This window comes from Caulobacter sp. P1_D6, assembly GCF_056406095.1.
The window spans coordinates 101,507-119,002 of sequence record NZ_JBFUAW010000005.1; the positions used below are offsets into that span (position 1 = coordinate 101,507).

Consider the following 17,496-nt stretch of genomic DNA (forward strand, 5'->3'; position numbering starts at 1 on the left):
TCAAACAGGTGTTCGTCATGCGGTGGGCGACCGCCGGGGGCGAGCCGCGCTATAGAGGGAGACGATGACGTGTCCCGCCGGGATTCGCCGATCAGGGGTCTTGATGTCCGCGCCGCAACTGAGGCCTGCCTTCCTCGCCGTCGCGCCGACGCTGTCGGCCATCCTGGCGGCCTGCGCCGGGATCCTGCTGCTGGCCTCGGGCGCGACGCCGTCCGAGCCGACCCGCTTCGCGATCTGGCTGGCCGTGGCCCCCGGACCGCTGATCGAGGTCAGCCACTTCGTCTCGTCCATCCTGGGGCTGGTGCTGATCCTGCTGGCCTTCGGCCTGCGTTCGCGCCTGGACGCGGCCTGGTGGGCGGCGCTGTGCGCGCTTGCCGGCGGCGCGGTCCTGGCCCTGTTCAAGGGCCTGAACTGGGAAGAGACCGTCATCCTGACGGCGATCCTGCTGGCCATGCTGCCGTTCCACGAGGCCTTCCCGCGCAAGGCGGCCCTGTCGCGGATGGAGATCACGCCCGGCTGGTTGCTCTCGGCCGCCGCCGCCCTGATCGGGGTGGCCCTGTGCGGCTGGTGGACCTTCGCCCACACCGAATACGCCGACCAGTCGGTGATGAAGACCATCGGCGACCGGGAAGTGGCCCGGGCCATCCGCTCGTCGGCCGCCGCCGCCATTGTGCTGATGGCCATCGGCGTCTGGCGGCTGATCGCGACGCCGGCCACGCCGCCGGTGGTCGACGACACCGACCCCGAGTTCGATCGCGTCCGCGCCATCCTGGCCAAGGCAGAAGACGCCGAACCGTCCTCGAACCTGGCCCTGCTGGGCGACAAGCGCTTCCTGTTCTCGGCCTCGGGCGAGAGCTTCCTGATGTTCGGCGTGCGCGGCCGCTCGTGGATCGCCATGGGACCGCCGGTCGGACGCGAGGACGAGCGGATGGAGCTGTTCTGGCGGTTCCGCGAACAGGCCGACGCCCACGCCGCGCGCGTCGGCTTCTACGCCCTGGGCCCGACCGACCTGCCCGACAGCGTCGACCTGGGCCTGGCCATCCAGAAGACCGGCGAGAGCGCCGCGGTGCCGCTGGAGGCGTTCTCACTGTCGGGCCGCCGCCGCGAGGTCCTGCGCCGCAACTGGCGTAAGGCGGGCGAGGGCGGGGCGGCCTTCGAGGTCATCCCGGCCGAGCAGGTCCACACGATCATGCCGGAGCTGAAGCAGATCTCCGACGCCTGGCTGGGCCACCACGCCGGCGGCGAGAAGGGCTTCTCGATGGGCGGCTTCGAGGAGCGTTACGTCGCCGAGTTCCCGGTCGCCCTGGTGCGGGTCGAGGACAAGATCGTCGCCTTCGCCACCTTGTGGCCCACGGCGGGCAAGGTCTCGTTCTCGATGGACCTGATGCGCTACTCCGACGAAGCGCCCAAGAACGTCATGGACTACCTGTTCGTCGAGCTGCTGGGCTGGGGCAAGGAGCAGGGCTACCAGGCGTTCGAGTTCGGGGTGGCTCCGCTGGCCGGCCTGGACGATCGTCCGCTGGCCCCGATCATGTCGCGCGTGGGCCGCCTGCTCTACGAGCGCGGCGAGGAAATCTACAATTTCCAGGGCGTGCGACGGTACAAGGACAAGTACGATCCGGTCTGGCAGCCGCGCTACATTGCCGCGCCTCACAAGTGGGCCATACCCTTTTTGCTTGCGGACATCGGCCTGCTCTCGTCCGGCGGGGTCTCCGGCCTGACGAAAAGGCCGCGACCTAGTAGCGCGGGTCGCCCGTCTTCATCCCCAGCAGATTGAGGATATGGGCCGCCATCAGGATCGTCACGACGGCGCCGGCCACCATCAGCGGGCGCCACGGCATCATGCGCGGACCCTTTAAAACATTGATCGGACGGGCCCCGCGCCAGCCGCAGAAGACAGCGAACAGCAGGGCGGCGACGGCGATGGCGATGGTCGTTTGAAGGTCCATTCGCCTCTCATGGCCTGCGACAATCGGCCATGCAAATCGTTAACGCCCGTTAACCACGTGCAGCCGAATCTTAGGTACACACGTTGAGAAGGTGTGCCTGTTAACCATCCACAGTTAATCTTGACCATTGCTATATGTAGCGGTTGAGGTCGCGTTTACACGCTAGGAATCGGTGTCTAGCGTTGGTTCCCAGGTGCATAGGGAACGATTCGGATGACGGCCGCGGCGCCATGGAGCGTTAAGGGGATAGACCCCAAGGCACGGGAGGTCGCTAAGGACCTCGCGCGTCGCTCCGGCATGACGCTGGGTGAATGGCTCAACCGAATGATCATCGAGGGCGAGGGGTTCGACGCCTCCGCCCTGGAAGCTTTCGGTGAGCCCAGCCGTCCTTCGCTGGCCGTCGACAACGCCCGCACCAATCCCTCCTATTACGAGACCGCCCGCGGCGGCGCGCCGTCGCGCATCGAAGCCCGCGAGCATCCCGCCGATGAAGTCGGCCGCGTGGCCGTCGCCCTGGACCGCCTGACCGACCGCATCGAGGCGGCCGAGAAGCGTTCGGCCCAGGCCATCACCGGCATCGACGAGTCCGTGCGCGGCGCCCTCCAGCGCCTGGTCGCCGCCGAGCGCGAGCAGGTCGCCGTGGCCGCCCGTTTCGAAGGCGTGGTGGACGAGATCAAGACCGATCAGACCCGCGCCGCCGAGCGCCTGCGCCGCGTCGAGAACGAGGCCGCCGGCCCGCGCTCGGCCGAAGCCCTGCGCGCCCTGGAAGGGGCCTTGGGCAAGGTCGCCGGCCACCTCTATGAAGGCGAAGCCCGCACCCGCGAGACCATCGCCCATCTGGAACAACGCCTGGACAACCAGGCCGGCGTCGGGGCCGGTGATCCGTCGGCCCTGGTCGAAGAGGTCGTGGCCCGTCTGGGCCAGCGCCTGGAAGCCGCCGAGGCCCGCACGGCCGAGGCCCTGCAGGCCCTGAACGCCTCGTTCAGCGCCCTGGACGGCCGTCTCCAGACCGTCGAGAGCAGCAACCCGGCCGAAGGCGTGCAGAAGCGCCTGGACGACCTGACCGGCAGCCTGACCCAGCGCATGGAAGCCGCCCGGATGGAGATGGCCGCCAAGCTGCGCCAGTCCGCCGACGGCCGCTTCGACCGCATGGAGCTCAAGCTCGGCGAAATGACGGCCCACGTGCAGGCCGCCGAGCAGCGCTCGGCCCAGGCCATCGAGCGCATGGGCCGCGAAGTCGTCGGCATGGCCGACGCGCTGAACCGCCGCGTCCAGACCTCGGAAGCCCGCAACACCGCCGCCATCGAGCAGGTCGCCGCCAGCATCGACCAGAAGCTGAACCGCGCCGACAGCGTCCAGGCCCAGGCCCTCGAGAAGCTGGGCACGGAAATCGCCCGGATCACCGAGAAGCTGGCCGAGCGCATCGGCAACGCCGAGCGCCGCAACGCCCTGGCCATCGACGACGTCGGCGACCAGGTCACCCGCGTCACCGACCGCCTGAACCAGCGCCACGAGCGCACGTCGCAGGAACTGGTCGACCGCATCCGCCAGAGCGAGGAGCGCACCGCGCGCCTGCTGGAGGAAGCGCGCGAGAAGATCGACACCAAGCTGGCCGAAGCCCAGCGCCGTCTGGCCGACCAGGCGGCCGCAGCAGCGCCGCCCGCGCGTCCCGCCCCGTCGCCGTTCGACGACGGCGAGCGCTTTTCGTTCGGCGGCGAGGCCGTCCCGGAAGACGTTTTCGACCAGCCGGCCGCGTTCATGCCGGCCCAGGCCTCCACGCCCGCCCGCACCGCCGCGCCGATCGCCCCGGCCTTCGAACCCACGGCCTTCCCGACCAGCGAACCGCCCGAGCTGGAATTCGGCGACGAGGACTTCGAGGCCGCCGACGGCTTCACCTCGGCCCTGGAGCCGGAAACCGCGTTCGAGCCGGAGGCCGACTACGACAACGACTTCTCGGCCCCCGAGTTCGCCGCCACGGAATTCTCGGCTCCGGCGGAGCCGGCCGCGCCCGGACGCCCGCTGTCGACGCGCGAAGTGATCGAGCAGGCCCGGGCCGCGGCTCGCCAAGCCGCCCTGGTCGGCGACGCCAAGGGCAAGGACAAGCAACCCAAGGCCAAGAAGGCGGGGACCTCGCTGTTCGCCGGCTTCGGCGCCAAGAAGTCCGAGAAGAAGGCCAAGAAGGGCGGCCTGAAGACCGCGCTGATGGTCTCGGCCACCGCCGCCTGCCTGGGCGTCGGCTCGGCCGGCGTGATCATGAGCATGGCTCAGGGCACCGGCCCGGTGCCCGACCGCGTGGCCCAAGGCACGGCCAGCAAGGCGACCGGCGAGATCCGCACCGCCGAAACCGACACCAGCCCGGCCCGCGCCGCCGTGGCGCTGACCTCCGCGACGCCCGTCGAAGCGTCCCAGGTCGAGATCGCGCCCGCCGCCGTCGCGCCTGCCGGCGAGAACGCCCAGGCTCTCTACGACGAGGGCGTGCGCCGCATCGAAGCCAAGGACCGCACGGGTCTGGAAAGCCTGCGCAAGGCCGCCAACCTCGGCCTGCCGCGCGCCCAGTTCTACCTGGCCAAGATGTACGAGGTCGGCGAGGGCGGGGTGAAGAAGGACCTCGTCGAAGCCCGTCGCTGGACCGAGCGCGCCGCCACGGCCGGCGAAGCCCGCGCCATGCACAACCTGGCCCTCTACTACTACAAGGGCGAAGGCGGCGAACGGAACTCGACCAAGGCCGCCAGCTGGTTCCGCAAGGCTTCGGACCTGGGCCTGGTCGACAGCCAGTTCAACCTGGCCCAGCTCTATGAAGGCGGTTGGGGCGTCAGCCAGAACCCGACCGAGGCCTACAAGTGGTACCTGATCGCGGCGCGGTCGGGCGACACCGCCTCGCGCGCCCGGGCCACGGCGCTGCGCGCCCAGCTGACCGCCGAAGGCCAGCGGATCGCCGAGCGCTCGGCCAGCGGCTTCCGCTCGCAGGCCGCCGCCGCGCCCGTGCAAGCCGTCGCCTCGGCCGCCGCGCCCAGCGCCGGCCTGGCCACCGCCCAGCGCGCGCTGTCCAAGCTGGGCTACTATCAAGGACCCCAGGACGGCGTCACCTCGCCGGCCCTGCAGATGGCCATCGCCGCCTACCAGCGCGACCAGAACCTGCAGACCTCCGGCGCCCTGGACGGCGAAACCCTCAGCCGCCTGTCGACCTGGGCCCGCTGAGTCGAAACGGCCCGTCCGGCCTCTAAAGCCAAGCTCTTCGGACCTTTTTAGGCGAACGCCCCGCGACGCTCGTCCACAGGCTGTGTCCTGTGGCCAAATATCGTCCGTGGACCTATGGGCAGACCTCGGTAATAGTCGGTCCCTTCCGGGGGGAAGGGCGCGCGTCGGAGCTCGCGCCCGAAGGAGTAGACATGGCGTTCGAAGCAGCAGCGGCCGATCACACGCAGGATCGCGTGCCGGTACCCCCGGCCGTATGGGTTTGCGGTCTGGCCACGCTGGTTCCCTTCGTCGTCTGCTCGGCGCTGTTCTGCTACGGCCCCATCGACATGCGCCAGGTCGCGCTGATCAGCCTGCTGGCCTATTCCAGCGCCATGATGTCGTACCTGGGCGGCGTGCGTTGCGGTCTCGAGATCGAGCGCCCCAGCCCGCGCTGGATGACCCTGGGCCTGTCCCTGCTGTTCCCCCTGGCCGGTTTCGGCCTTCTGCTGGGCGGCCTGAAGTTCGAGCCCGCCTGGCAGCTCTCCGGCTTCCTGCTGGTCTTCATCCTGCAATGGCTGTGGGACGTGACCAATCATGACGGTCCGGCCTGGCGTCCGCGCCTGCGCACCCTGCTGACCTCGGGCGCGGCCATTTCCCTGGCCTTCGCCCTGGAACAGGCTCTCCACCTCTAGAAACGACTACTGCGTGGTGGCCACGGTTTCGGTCGCCGCCGCGTTCACCGCTCCGGCCGTGGCGACATCGGCCACCGGCGCGGCGACCACGACCACCGAGGCCGCCTTGGCCTTCGGGGCGTCGACCACCGAGACGACCTCGGCCTTCGGCGCATTGATCAACGGCGTTTCCTCGTTCAGAGGGTCGGACACGCAGGCCGCGGCCACCTGCTTGCTCAGCTTTTCTTCCTTGCTGCCCTGCTGCATGCCCAGGGCGGCCGAGGCCACGGTGCCGGCGAAAGGCACGACGGCGTTGCCGCCCATGCTTAGCGCCTTGTTGAGCAGGCCGGGCTTTTCGTAGTCGATCGCCTTGGCGCGCAACGCCTTGCAGGCTTCGGTGTCGTATTTCGGGTCCTTGGCGTCGAGCTTGGCCACGGTCTTGACCGGGGCTTCGCCGGCCATGGCGGCCGGCGGCGACACTGACAGGGCTAGAACGGCGCCGATGCCGATCAGGATCGGTCGCATAACGATACTCCTTCCAACGTCCCGGGGATCAAACGCCCGGACGCGGAGGGTGATCCGTCTAATCAGGGCGCAGCGATTTCCAGCCGACCGCGTGCACCCGGCGGGGGCCCAGGGCTGCGGCCAGGGGCGGACCGCCGAACAATGGGGCGAAGGCCTGATCCAGAATGTTCAGGCCGCCCGTGAACGCCCCGAAGGCGGGCAGCACCAAGCGCGCGCCGTCGGTGACGAAACAGCGCCGGCGGATCGTGGCCCGGCCGCTGGTCACCTTGGCCGCCGGATGCAGGTGACCGGCCACCTCGCCGGGCTGGGCGCCGGGCAGGGGCTCGTGGCGGAAGGTCAGGCCGGCGATCTGCGCTTCATCGACGATGTCGCCGGGCAGGGCGCGGGGACCGTCTTCATCGTGGTTGCCGACGGCCCAGACCAGTTGTCGACCCAGGGCCAGAGCGGCGATGCGGACCCGGTCTTCCTCGGGGAGGCGATCCTCGCCAGCTCCGTCATGGAAGCTGTCGCCCAGGAAGACCAGAGTGGCCGGCGACAGCGAGGCCAGTTCGCGCTCCAGCCGGTCCAGGGTCTCGCGCGTGTCGTAGGGCGGCAGCATCTGGCCGAAGCGCGCGGCGTAGCTGCTGCCCTTCTCGAAGTGCAGGTCGGCCACGACCATCGTGCGCTCGGCCTCCAGCCACAGCGCCCCTGAGTGGCGCAGCACGGCCCGCGTCCCCGCGATCTCGAGCCGCAGGCCGCCGCAATCGCCGATTTGGAACGCCAGACTGGTCACGCCGCACATACTCTCACTAAGTTTATCGCTCCGCGATCAGGCACTAAGCCATCGCCTCGGCGATCAGGTCTTCCTCGGCCTCGGCCAGGATCATTTCGCCGGCCGCGTCGCCCGGGGCGCGTTCGCGGCCGATCTCAAGCATGATCGGCACGGCGAACGGCGACACGTGGTCCAGCGCCGCGTGGCGGATGCGTCCGCCGCCGATCCGCGCCAGCAGGTCGCCCAGCCGCGCCACGTCCAGAGACCCGGTCGCCGCGTCGGCGCGGGCGCAGCGCAGCAGCAGGTGGTCGGGCTGGTGGCGGCGCAGGACGTCATAGATCAGGTCGGTCGAGAAGGTCACCTGGCGGCCGGACTTCTCCTGGCCGGGATGGCGGCGCTCGATCAGGCCCGAGATCAGGGCGCAGGCCTTGAAGGCGCGCTTCATCAGGAAGCTCTCGTCCAGCCAGGCCTCCAGGTCGTCGCCCAGCATGTCCTGGGCGAACAGCTCGTCCAGATCCAGCGTGTCCATCGGCTTCAGCGACCAGATGGCGACCGCGTAGTCGTTGGCCACGAAGCCCAGCGGCCCGATGCCCAGCCGGTCCAGCCGCCGGGTCAGCAGCATGGCCAGGGTGGTGTGGGCCAGGCGGCCCTCGAACGGATAGCAGACCAGGTGGAAGCGCTTCCCATGCGGGAAGGTCTCCAGCAGCATCTCGTCCTGCTCGGGCATGATCGAGCGGACCTTCTGGTAGTTCAGCCACTCCTGCACGTCCGGTGGCAGGGCGGGCCATTCGCGCTCGTCGTGCATCATCGCCCGCACGCGGCCGGCCAGATAGGTCGACAGCGGGAACTTCGACCCGCCCCAGCTGGGCATCATCGGGTCCTTGTCCGGCGCGGGGGTGACGAAGGCGTCGGCCCCGACCAGGCTGTTGAAGCGCCAGACCTGGCCGGCGAAGATGAAGGTGTCGCCCGGCTTCATCGCCTCGAAGAAGCCTTCCTCGGCCTCGCCCACCTTGCGTCCGCCCATTGGGCGTTTGCCGCCGCCGATCCGCACATTGATCATCGCCGGCGAGACGATGGCCCCCACGTTCATGCGGTGGGCCAGCACCGCCTGGGCGTTGCGCGCGCGCCAGAGACCGTCCTGGCCCGGCACGATGCGGCGGAACTTGTCGTAGGTGCGCAGGGCGTAACCGCCGGTCGAGACGAAATCGACGACAATCTCGAAATCTTCCCACGACAGGTCGGCATAGGGGCCTGACGTGCGGATCTCGTCATAGAGATCGGTCAAGGCGAACGGCTCGGAGCAGGCGCAGCCCATGATGTGCTGGGCCAGGGTGTCCAGCGTGCCGGTGCGGGCCGGTTCGCCGTCCAGGTGGCCGCCCAGGATGGCGTCGGCGGCGGCGCGGCACTCCAGATATTCGAAGCGGTTGGCCGGGGCCAGGATGGCGCGCGAGGGCTCGTCCAGGCGGTGGTTGGCGCGGCCGATCCGCTGGACCATCCGCGAGGCGCCCTTCGGCGCGGCCAGCTGGATGACCAGGTCGACGTCGCCCCAGTCGATGCCCATGTCCAGGGTAGAGGTGCAGACCACGGCCCGGATCTCGCCGCGCGCCATGGCCGCCTCGACCTTGCGCCGCTGCTCCGCCGCCAGGCTGCCGTGGTGCAGGGCGATGGCCAGGCCGTCGTCGTTCAGCTTCCACAGCTCCTGGAACGCGAACTCGGCCTGAAAGCGCGTGTTGACGAAGACCAGGGCCGTCTTGGCGCCTTTGATGATCTCGTAGATCTCGGCCATGGCGTGCTGGGCCGTATGTCCGGCCCACGGCACCTTGCCGCCGGAGACCAGCACCTCGACGATCGGCTGGGCGCCGCCGGAGCCGAGGACGAGGTCGACGGTGTGCAGGTCCTCCCCCTGTGGGGGAGGTGTCGATCGAAGATCGACGGAGGGGGGAGTGGTGGGCGCATCAAGGCTCCCCCCACCGACGCTTCGCGTCGCCTCCCCCAGAGGGGGAGGACTTGGGCCGTTCCAGCCCAGCCACCGCCGCACCAGGTCCGGATCGTCCACCGTCGCCGACAGCCCGACCCGCCGCAGGTTCGGCGCGAACAGCTGCAGCCGCGCCAGGCCCAGCGACAGAAGGTCGCCGCGCTTGGACGGCCAGATGGCGTGGGCCTCGTCGATGATCACGCAGGACAGGTCGGCGAAGTAGTTCCGCGCCCCTTCCCAGGCGCAGAACAGGGCCAGCTGTTCGGGCGTGGTCAGCAGGATGTCGGGCGGCCGCAGGCGCTGGCGCTGCTTGCGGGCCTCGCCGGTGTCGCCGGTGCGGCTCTCGGCGACGATGTTCAGGCCCATCTCGCGGATCGGCGTGGCCAGGTTGCGCTCGATGTCGACCGCCAGGGCCTTGAGCGGGGAAATATAAAGGGTGTGGACGCCGGCCGGGGTGTTGCGCGGGGCGCGCTCGGCCAGTTCGATCAGGCTGGGCAGGAAGCCCGCCAGGGTCTTGCCGCCGCCGGTGGGGGCGATCAGCAGGGCGTCGCGGCCCTGCCGGCCCTTGTCGACCATGGCCAGCTGATGCGGCCTGGGCGCCCAGCCGCGCGAGGCGAACCACTCTTGAAAGCGTGGAGGAAGGGCGGTCGCCGCGAGCATTGCCCACGCCTATAGCATGTTCCCGTTCCGTTTCCATGCGGCTACCTGCCGCTTTCCGGTGTTTGATCAAGGGTGGTACGCGAGTCTACCCGAAGGATGGGATCGCGAGGGGCGTGAAGCAGATGGCACGGATGGCTCGGAACTGCCTTGCAGGCTTGGCCTTGGCGACGACGCTGGCGTTCGGCGCGCCGTCCCTGGCGGCGCCCGCCGCGCCGAACGCGCCCGCGCGGACCGAGCTGCTGCGCCGCGCCCAGGCCGGCGACGTCAGCGCCTACGACCTTCTGGCCAACAGCTACCTGAACGCCAAGGGCGACAAGCGCGATGTCGAGGCCGCGGTGCGCTGGCTCAATGCGGGCGTCAAGGCCGGCGACACCGACTGCATGATCGCCCTGGGCAATCTTTATTTCGCGGGCGTGGACCTGGATCAGGACGAGGCCAAGGCCCTGTCGCTTTACAAGGCCGCCGCCGCCGAGGGCGACGCCCTGGGCGCCTACAACGCCGGCCTGGTCTACGAGACCAGCGCCGAGGACCTCACCCAGGCCCTGAGCTGGTACTGGCGCGCCGCGACCGGCGGCGACGAAGGCGGGATGTACAAGCTGGCCCTGGCCTATCAGCTGGGACAGGGCGTGCCCGCCGACGAGGCCAAGGCCGTTGTCTGGATGCGCAAGGCCGCGGACGCCGGCTCGGTCGACGCGATCAACGACCTGGGTTCGTACTATCTGCAAGGCTACGGCGTGCCGGTCGACGCGGCCCAGGCGCTGAGGCTCTATGTGGACGCGGCCCAGCGGGGCTCGGCGGTCGCCCTGGCCAACGTCGCCACCGCCTATCACAACGGCGAGGGCGTCGAGGTCGACCTGGAGAAGGCCGTGCGCCTGTTCGCCCTGTCAGCCAGCGCCGGCAACCTGACGGCCTATTACGACCTGGGCCAGATGTACGAGGACGGCGAAGGCGTGAAGGCCAGCCGGGCCAAGGCGGTGCAGTTCTATCGCGTGGCCGCCGAGAGCGACGACGACGAGGTGGCCGAGATGGCCGAGGACGCCGTCGAACGCCTGGAAGGCGGTTCGTCGGAAACGCCGATCGCCTAGCGTAAAGTCTTCGTTCGCATTTTGTTTCGGCGGCCGACCTGCTAAATCAGGGCGGTGACCGCACAGATTCCCGCCCTCGATCTCGCTCCCGCCCTGGTGGTTCTGCCCGGCCCGCGCGCCGGCGTCGCCGATGGCTCGGGCGAGGGACGGGTGCTGCGCACGCCCGACGCCCGCGACCTGTTCGAATACGGACCGGTGCTGGTCGCCCACGCCTCGATGACCGCCAAGCGGTTGAACCTGCAGGCTCCGACGCGCGGGCGCGGGGTGTTCGATGTGCTGGAGCTCTACGCCTTCACCCGGCCCGCCACCTTCTGCGCCCCGTCGGCCGTGGGGCTGGCGACGGCCCTGGGGCTGTCCGAGCCCAAGGGCGCGGCCGCCCAGGCCCAGACCCTGCGCGACGCCGCCGCGGCCTTGCTGCACGAGCTGTCCATGACGCCCCGGCCGTCTCGCGAGGAGGCCCTGGCGGTGGCCGAGACCCTGGCCCGGGCCGGCTGGGCCTGGGGACCAGCGGTGGTCGGAGCCCTGCGCTCGGCCCCGGTCGGCAACCAGTTCCGCAGCTCCGGCCTCGACGTCTGGGCCCGCGCGGTCGAGTGGGAAGACCAGGCGCCGCCCGGCGAGCCCGGCTCGCGTCCCGTCGATCCCGAACGGGCCAGCGAACGCCTGCGCGAATTGCTGCATCGCTCGGGCCTGGACGAGGTGCGCGAGGCCCAGGACACTTTCGCCCGCGAGGCCGCCTACGCCTTCGCCCCGCGCGAACGCGAGGGCGAGCCGCAGATGATGCTCGCCGAGGCCGGCACCGGCGTCGGCAAGACCCTGGGCTATCTGGCCCCGGCCTCGATCTGGGCCGAGATGAACGGGCCGGCGGTGTGGATCAGCACCTACACCCGCGCCCTGCAGCGCCAGATCGAGCGCGAGAGCCATTCGATCTATCCCGATCCGCTGGTCCGGGCCCGCAAGGCGGTGGTCCGCAAGGGGCGCGAGAACTACATCTGCCTCCTGAACTTCCAGGAGCAGGTCAACACCGCCCAGCTGGGCAACGGCGACCTGATCGGCTTGGCGCTGGCGGCCCGCTGGGCGCGCATCAGCCGCGACGGCGACATGACCGGCGGCGACTTCCCAGCTTGGCTGCCGACCCTGTTCGCCATCCCGCCCTCGGTCCAGGCCGGGCCGGCCAATCTGGTCGATCGGCGCGGCGAGTGCATCCACGCCGGCTGCCAGCACTATCGCGTCTGCTTCATCGAGAAGGCCGTGCGGGCCTCCAAGCGGGCCGACATCGTCATCGCCAACCACGCTCTGGTGCTGAGCCAGGCGGCCTTCGACGGGGCCCGGGCGGCGCGCGGCCTGAAAGGCGACAACGAGACCACCTCGCTCAAGCGCATCGTCTTCGACGAGGGCCACCACCTGTTCGACGCCGCCGACAGCGCCTTCTCGGCCGCCCTGTCCGGGGCCGAGGCGGCCGAACTGCGGCGCTGGTTGCGCGGGCCCGAGGGGCGCGGCCGGCGGGGCAGGGGGCTGGAGGCCCGGCTCCTGGATATCATCGGAGAGCGTGAAGGCGCCCGCGCGGCCCTGAACGCCGCCCTGCAAGCCGCCGCCGCCTTGCCGGGCGAGGGCTGGTCGGGCCGCATCGCCCCGCCCGACGGCCAGGTCAATCCGATCGGGCCTATCGAAACATACTTGGTCTCGGTGATTGAACAGCTGCGGGCTCGAGTCACCGACCGTCCCGGCGCGGCCGAGCAGGGGCTGCAATGCTCCGCCCGGCCGGCCATCGACCTGGTCCGCGAACGGGCCGGTGAGGCGTCCAGGGCCCTGGCCGCCATCGAGGCCCCGCTGCTGGCCTTGGCCCGACATCTGGAAGACGTGCTGGACGAGGAGACCGACACCCTGCCGACGTCGGAGCGGGCGCGGATCGAGGGCGCGCTGCGCGGTCTGGACCGCCGGGCCCGCATGACCCTGCCGGCCTGGCGCTCGATCCTGAAGGCCATCGACGAGGACGCCGAGGACGATCCGGAATTCGTCGACTGGTTCGAGGCCACCTTCCTGTACGGCCGCGTCGTCGACGCCGCCTGCCGCCGCCACTGGGTGGACCCGACCGAGCCGCTGCGCGCCGCCGTGCTCAGCCCCGCCCACGGCGTGCTGGTGACCAGCGCCACCCTGACCGATCCGGCCCTGGAAGACCCGTTCGCCCTGGCCGAGATGCGCACCGGCGCCGCGCGCCTGCCGCAGAGCCCCAAGGTGCTGCGCCTGGTCTCGCCGTTCGACTACGAGAAGAACGCCCGGGCCTTCGTGGTCACCGACGTCGGCAAGGACGATCCGCGCCAGGTTTCGGCGGCGATGCGCGAGCTGTTCCTGGCGGCCGGCGGCGGCGGGCTTGGCCTGTTCACCGCCATCCGCCGGCTGAAGGCCGTGCACGAGCGGATCGCCGCGCCCCTGGCCGACCAGGGCCTGGCCCTCTACGCCCAGCACGTCGATCCGCTGGAGGCCGGGGCGCTGGTCGACATCTTCCGGGCCGAGGAGGACGCCTGCCTGCTGGGCACCGACGCCATCCGCGACGGCATCGACGTGCCGGGCCGCAGCTTGCGCCTGCTGGTCTTCGACCGCGTGCCCTGGCCACGTCCCGACGTGCTGCACAAGGCCCGCCGCGCCAGGTTCGGCGGCAAGGGCTATGACGACTCCACCGCCCGCGCCCGCATCAGCCAGGCCTTTGGCCGCCTGATCCGCCGGGCCGACGACAAGGGCGTGTTCGTGATGCTGGACGCCGCCGCCCCGACCCGCCTGTTCTCCAGCTTGCCGGAAGGCGTGACCATCGAGCGCGTCGGCCTGGTCGAGGCGATCGAGGCGACCGCCGCATTTTTGTCGGAAGATCGCTCTTAATCAGCACCCTGAAGGGTTTCGGTGAAGCTCGCCCCGCCTATATGCGGGGGCGTTTGTCGGTTGGGATGTTGAAGTTTGGCGTTGGCTAGAGGTTTGGCGGCCCTTTCGGCCGTTGCATTGCTGGGGATCGCGCCGGTCGCCCAGGCCGGCGAGTTCGTGCGCGCCGACTGCCGCGCCCTGGTCAAGCCGACCGACGCCATCCGCTTCGACACCGACGAGCACCTGCGCTGGTACAAGCGGTTCTGGACCGGGACCTGCGACCACCTGTCGTTCTGCTTCTCCGGTTCGCCCAACTGGAACGACATCGTCGGCAAGCTGCTGGTCAAGGGCGGGCCGACCGAGCAGCCGACCCTGCTGCCCAAGGCCTGTCGCCTGGGCCAGCTGATCGGCCTGGAATGGGCCAAGGACAAGGACATCCAGAAGATCAGCACCAAGGACCTGAAGGTGTTCAACAGCATGCTCGAGGCGGCCGGCGATCCGCTGAAGGGCGTCGAGGCCGTCGACGCCAAGGCCCGGGCCATGACCGCCCAGCCGGTGAAGGTCCTCACGCCCAAAAAGCCCTGATAGAGTCGCCTGTCCGACGCAAAGGCGTCGAATTCCTGCAACGGAACGCGCCTACACACCTCCGCGTCGGGGGGAAGTGCCAGGAGCGTTTGCATGACCAGATCCCAGATCACCGCCGACATGGCCGTCGACGAACAGGCCGACCCCGGTCATGTCCGCTCGGCCCGGGCCCTGGTGCAGGGCGTGCGCTGGCGCAGCGGTCTTTCGCAGGACGAGTTCGCGCGGGCCTTCTGCATCCCGTTGGCCCAGTTGGCGGCGCTTGAGCTGGGCCAGGCTCGCCCCGACGCGGCCCTGACGGCCTATCTGAGGGTCATCGACCACGCGCCGGACGTCGTCCGCGAGGCGCTGGAGCGCGCGTAGCCGGATTTGTCGTCGAGCCCACCGTCTGGCATGGAGGAGGCGAGTAAGGAGCTTTCGCCTCGTGACCGACGTCCGCACCCAGAAGCAGCGCATGCTGGCCGGCGACCTCTACAGCCCCATCGATCCGGAGATTATGGCCGACCACGAGGCGGCGGTGGCCTGGATGGGGCGCTACAACGCCCTGGACCTGCCGCCGTCCGAGCGGCACGCCCTGCTGCGCGAGCTGTTCGCCCAGGTCGGCGACCGGGTCAGCATCCGGCCGCCGTTCCACTGCGACTACGGCTACAACATCTCGATCGGCGAGGGGGCGTTCCTCAACTTCAACTGCGTGATCCTGGACGTCACCAAGGTGACCATCGGCGCGGCCACGACGATCGGGCCAAACGTCCAGATCTACACCGCCGAGCATCCGCGTGATCCGGTCGAGCGCCGTACGGGCATCGAGTATTCGCAGCCCGTCGTGATCGGCGAGAACGTCTGGATCGGCGGCGGCGCGATCATCCTGCCCGGCGTGACGATCGGTGACGACGCGATCATCGGCGCCGGCAGCGTGGTCACCCGCGACGTGCCCGCGGGCGCCACTGTCGTCGGCAATCCAGCCCGGGTCAGGCCTTAGGCTTCACCGGGATCCACGCCTCCAGCCCGCCGTCGCCGGTCCGTGGATTGAACTCCGGTCCGTAGCGTTCGAAGAACGGCGCGTCCTCGGGCTCGTAGTCCGACTCCGGCAGCCACTGGGTGTAGATGGTGTGCATGGTCCGGCGGATGGTCGAGACATGTTCGGCGTGGTGGAACACCGCATAGAGCTGGGCCGGAATCCGCACCGAGACGAAGCCCTCGGGCAGGTCGGAGAAGTCGGCCACCTCGACGCCGCTGACATAGTCGAAATTGCCCAGGTCGTCGCTGTTCAGCACGACGCCGTAGGCCACATCGCCCATCTCGCCCGGGATGTGGCCGATGTGCTCGCCGAAGCGCTGCCACTGGGCGGGGATGCCGCCGGGGCCTTCGCAGCCATAGCGGCCGCCAAGGCCGGCGATCAGCAGGGCGCGGCCCTGTTCGATGCGCGGCGGGGAAAGGTCGGTTCGAAGACTGCTGTCCAGCACGATGGGCTCCACGAGGTTCAGGGGTTCCAGATCGCGCGCCGCCCGCACCTGCTCGGGGGTGATCCCGAACTGGTCGCGGAACGCGCGGGTGAACGCCTCGTGCGAGCCGTAGCCGGCCTCCAGGGCCACCGACAGGATGTCGGGAGCCCCATCGGCCAGCTGTCGCGCCGCCTCCGTCAGCCGCCGCGCGCGCAGATAGCCGATCACCGGACGACCGGTGGCGACCACGAAGGCGCGGGACATGTGGAAGCGCGAGACCCCGCCGCTCCGGGCGACGTCGTCCAGGTCCAGAGGCTGGGCGAAATGGCTTTCGATGAACCAGATGGCTTGTTCGACGGGGTTCATGAACGGGTCTCGTGACGAAGCGTGCGGAACGGATAGCGCGTCGGTCCGAGCGGCATTTGATCGGGATTGCGGCGGCGGCCGCAAGCCCGTCAGAGCAGGGAGCGCTGCGCCGGCTCCGCCGCTTCGGGCGGGGGAGCCTCGCCCCGGCGTCGCAGTTCGGTCTCGGCGCTGAAGCGCAGGTTCGGGTCGCGGTCCCGCGCCAGCGCCCCCAGCGCGTCGGCGCCGAGCCGGTCCCAGGACTTGCCGCGGTCGGGGCCGACCGGCACGCGCGGCAGCAAGCCCGGCTCGCGGCTCCAGACCAGAAGCTGCTCCAGCGAGGCCGCGTTCAGCATGTCGCGCAGGTGGTGGGCGGTGACGTAGGCGTCCGGCAGGGCCCGATGCGCCGGCAGGCCCAGTTCATGGACCAGACCCTCCGGCATGCGCTGGTATCGCAGCATCTGGTTGGAGAAGCTGGCCAGATGCGGCCAGAGCCGCAGGGCGCATTTCCACGTGCAGATCCAAGGCGCGCCGCCCGTGAACCTCGGCGTGCAATAGCGCTGCTCGAACGCCGCGCGGTGGGCGGCCAGCGCCTGGACGCCGTTCTCGGGCTTCAGCACGCCGCCCGCCACGTCCTTCCAGAACGGCGCGCCGGCGACCTCGGCGTCGAGGATGTGGTGGACCGCCATGGTCTCCGGAGTGATCGGGCGGCCGGGATTGACCAGCCGCGATCCTCGATCCTCGTCGACGCGCCACAGGCCGTCGGGGCCGAGCGTGACGTCCTGCCAGCCGATCTCACAGACGTCGTGCGGCCCGTTTCCGGCGGTCTCCAGATCGATGACGCGGACGCGGGGCATGAGCATCGGTTGAATATGGGCTCTCACGAAACGTGACGCCTGGATAGCGCCTGTTCGCGAGGCTCATTTGATGGCTATCGCGCCGTGAGGTCGAGCGCCCGGCCGAAAGCAGGGCGTCATTTCGTGGGGGTGGCGATCGGGGCCGGCGGCTGGCGGAACAGCCAACCGGCTACCGGTCGTCCCGGAATCTCGTGACGCGTCCAGATGCGAGACCCGCCGTCGAAGATCGTGAAGCTGCTCGAACCCAGGCTGGGGCCGAAATTCAGGAGACCCGACTTGCCGTCGGCGTTGGGTTGGCAGGTCACCCCGGCATAGGGGGTCTGAACCGCCGCCGTGCTGGCGGGATCGACGGCGATCAAGCCTCGTCCGGCGCCGACGCCGTTGGCGTCGAACCTCAAGCTCATCGCCCCGAAAGCGTCCGGGAAGTTGTCGAACTTGCCGCGAATGACCCCGGCGTAGGTAACGTTCTTGAACCCGTCGCAGGCGCCGGCGGCCTGGGCCAGGCAGGGCGTCAGAACGACGCCGAGCGCGGCGATCAATGCAATCTTCTTCAAGGTGATTTCCCCGAGCCATGCTCTCATTTGGCGAGCTTCCGCCCGGGGCGCGGTTTCGTCAACCGACGTTATGTGA

General features: G+C 69.9%; 15 protein-coding genes. 8 read left to right on the top strand and 7 right to left on the bottom strand.

Annotation, left to right across the window (positions count from 1 at the left end; genetic code table 11):
• Nucleotides 1-103 precede the first annotated feature (103 nt).
• On the top strand, nucleotides 104-1,777 hold the full coding sequence (locus AC1DYP_RS03185) for a phosphatidylglycerol lysyltransferase domain-containing protein (protein WP_477045107.1): 1,674 nt from the start codon (nucleotides 104-106) through the stop codon (nucleotides 1,775-1,777).
• Here the strand turns inward: AC1DYP_RS03185 and AC1DYP_RS03190 are convergent.
• Entirely contained in the window at nucleotides 1,737-1,949 is a 213-nt protein-coding gene (locus AC1DYP_RS03190; protein ID WP_477045108.1) for a hypothetical protein, read from the bottom strand. The genes AC1DYP_RS03185 and AC1DYP_RS03190 overlap by 41 nt on opposite strands.
• A 213-nt stretch (nucleotides 1,950-2,162) precedes the next feature.
• Between AC1DYP_RS03190 and AC1DYP_RS03195 the strand changes: the two genes are divergently transcribed.
• Both AC1DYP_RS03195 and AC1DYP_RS03200 read left to right on the top strand, forming a co-directional pair.
• Entirely contained in the window at nucleotides 2,163-5,147 is a 2,985-nt protein-coding gene (locus tag AC1DYP_RS03195; protein WP_477045109.1) for a peptidoglycan-binding protein, read from the top strand.
• Nucleotides 5,148-5,338: 191 nt separating this feature from the next.
• Nucleotides 5,339-5,818: a DUF3429 domain-containing protein gene (locus AC1DYP_RS03200; RefSeq protein ID WP_477045110.1), complete on the top strand. Its 480-nt coding sequence runs from the start codon at nucleotides 5,339-5,341 to the stop codon at nucleotides 5,816-5,818.
• A 6-nt stretch (nucleotides 5,819-5,824) separates the two neighbouring features.
• Here AC1DYP_RS03200 and AC1DYP_RS03205 read toward each other — a convergent pair whose 3' ends face one another.
• Genes AC1DYP_RS03205 through AC1DYP_RS03215 form a run of 3 tightly spaced genes read right to left on the bottom strand, consistent with a single transcriptional unit; the run spans nucleotide 5,825 to nucleotide 9,708 of the window.
• Complete coding sequence (locus AC1DYP_RS03205) at nucleotides 5,825-6,322, bottom strand: hypothetical protein (protein ID WP_477033646.1); 498 nt, start codon at nucleotides 6,320-6,322, stop codon at nucleotides 5,825-5,827.
• A 58-nt stretch (nucleotides 6,323-6,380) separates the two neighbouring features.
• Nucleotides 6,381-7,085: a ligase-associated DNA damage response endonuclease PdeM gene (gene pdeM / locus AC1DYP_RS03210; RefSeq protein WP_477045164.1), complete on the bottom strand. Its 705-nt coding sequence runs from the start codon at nucleotides 7,083-7,085 to the stop codon at nucleotides 6,381-6,383.
• Nucleotides 7,086-7,137: 52 nt separating this feature from the next.
• Complete coding sequence (locus AC1DYP_RS03215; RefSeq protein ID WP_477045111.1) at nucleotides 7,138-9,708, bottom strand: ligase-associated DNA damage response DEXH box helicase; 2,571 nt, start codon at nucleotides 9,706-9,708, stop codon at nucleotides 7,138-7,140.
• Nucleotides 9,709-9,869: 161 nt separating this feature from the next.
• Here AC1DYP_RS03215 and AC1DYP_RS03220 point away from each other — a divergent pair, with 161 nt between their 5' ends.
• The 5 genes from AC1DYP_RS03220 to AC1DYP_RS03240 all read left to right on the top strand — a co-directional run bounded on the left by AC1DYP_RS03220 (nucleotide 9,870) and on the right by AC1DYP_RS03240 (nucleotide 15,204).
• Complete coding sequence (locus AC1DYP_RS03220; RefSeq protein WP_477045112.1) at nucleotides 9,870-10,793, top strand: tetratricopeptide repeat protein; 924 nt, start codon at nucleotides 9,870-9,872, stop codon at nucleotides 10,791-10,793.
• Nucleotides 10,794-10,847: 54 nt separating this feature from the next.
• Nucleotides 10,848-13,664 carry an ATP-dependent DNA helicase gene (locus AC1DYP_RS03225; RefSeq protein ID WP_477045113.1) on the top strand — a complete coding sequence of 939 codons (2,817 nt, stop codon included), beginning with the start codon at nucleotides 10,848-10,850 and terminating at the stop codon, nucleotides 13,662-13,664.
• Between the two features lie 93 nt (nucleotides 13,665-13,757).
• Complete coding sequence (locus AC1DYP_RS03230) at nucleotides 13,758-14,228, top strand: hypothetical protein (RefSeq protein ID WP_477045114.1); 471 nt, start codon at nucleotides 13,758-13,760, stop codon at nucleotides 14,226-14,228.
• 93 nt (nucleotides 14,229-14,321) lie between these two features.
• On the top strand, nucleotides 14,322-14,588 hold the full coding sequence (locus AC1DYP_RS03235) for a helix-turn-helix domain-containing protein (protein ID WP_477033641.1): 267 nt from the start codon (nucleotides 14,322-14,324) through the stop codon (nucleotides 14,586-14,588).
• A gap of 61 nt (nucleotides 14,589-14,649) precedes the next feature.
• Nucleotides 14,650-15,204: a sugar O-acetyltransferase gene (locus AC1DYP_RS03240; RefSeq protein WP_477045115.1), complete on the top strand. Its 555-nt coding sequence runs from the start codon at nucleotides 14,650-14,652 to the stop codon at nucleotides 15,202-15,204.
• On the opposite strand, the gene AC1DYP_RS03245 is transcribed toward AC1DYP_RS03240, so the two are convergent.
• The 3 genes from AC1DYP_RS03245 to AC1DYP_RS03255 all read right to left on the bottom strand — a co-directional run bounded on the left by AC1DYP_RS03245 (nucleotide 15,194) and on the right by AC1DYP_RS03255 (nucleotide 17,420).
• Nucleotides 15,194-16,033 carry an AraC family transcriptional regulator gene (locus tag AC1DYP_RS03245; protein ID WP_477045116.1) on the bottom strand — a complete coding sequence of 280 codons (840 nt, stop codon included), beginning with the start codon at nucleotides 16,031-16,033 and terminating at the stop codon, nucleotides 15,194-15,196. The genes AC1DYP_RS03240 and AC1DYP_RS03245 overlap by 11 nt on opposite strands.
• Nucleotides 16,034-16,122: 89 nt before the next feature.
• A complete protein-coding gene (locus AC1DYP_RS03250) occupies nucleotides 16,123-16,872 on the bottom strand; it encodes a DNA polymerase III subunit epsilon (protein ID WP_477045117.1) in 750 nt (249 codons plus the stop codon).
• Between the two features lie 110 nt (nucleotides 16,873-16,982).
• Nucleotides 16,983-17,420 (bottom strand): hypothetical protein, encoded by a 438-nt coding sequence (locus AC1DYP_RS03255; RefSeq protein ID WP_477045118.1) that lies wholly within the window; start codon nucleotides 17,418-17,420, stop codon nucleotides 16,983-16,985.
• Between the last annotated feature and the right edge of the window lie 76 nt (nucleotides 17,421-17,496).

Bases quoted from the DNA above. Each gene is read 5' to 3' on its own strand.
- AC1DYP_RS03185 (WP_477045107.1), top strand. From the start codon at position 104: ATGTCCGCGCCGCAACTGAGGCCTGCCTTCCTCGCCGTCGCGCCGACG.
- AC1DYP_RS03190 (WP_477045108.1), bottom strand. From the start codon at position 1,949: ATGGACCTTCAAACGACCATCGCCATCGCCGTCGCCGCCCTGCTGTTC.
- AC1DYP_RS03195 (WP_477045109.1), top strand. From the start codon at position 2,163: ATGACGGCCGCGGCGCCATGGAGCGTTAAGGGGATAGACCCCAAGGCA.
- AC1DYP_RS03200 (WP_477045110.1), top strand. From the start codon at position 5,339: ATGGCGTTCGAAGCAGCAGCGGCCGATCACACGCAGGATCGCGTGCCG.
- AC1DYP_RS03205 (WP_477033646.1), bottom strand. From the start codon at position 6,322: ATGCGACCGATCCTGATCGGCATCGGCGCCGTTCTAGCCCTGTCAGTG.
- AC1DYP_RS03215 (WP_477045111.1), bottom strand. From the start codon at position 9,708: ATGCTCGCGGCGACCGCCCTTCCTCCACGCTTTCAAGAGTGGTTCGCC.
- AC1DYP_RS03235 (WP_477033641.1), top strand. From the start codon at position 14,322: ATGACCAGATCCCAGATCACCGCCGACATGGCCGTCGACGAACAGGCC.
- AC1DYP_RS03245 (WP_477045116.1), bottom strand. From the start codon at position 16,033: ATGAACCCCGTCGAACAAGCCATCTGGTTCATCGAAAGCCATTTCGCC.
- AC1DYP_RS03250 (WP_477045117.1), bottom strand. From the start codon at position 16,872: ATGCTCATGCCCCGCGTCCGCGTCATCGATCTGGAGACCGCCGGAAAC.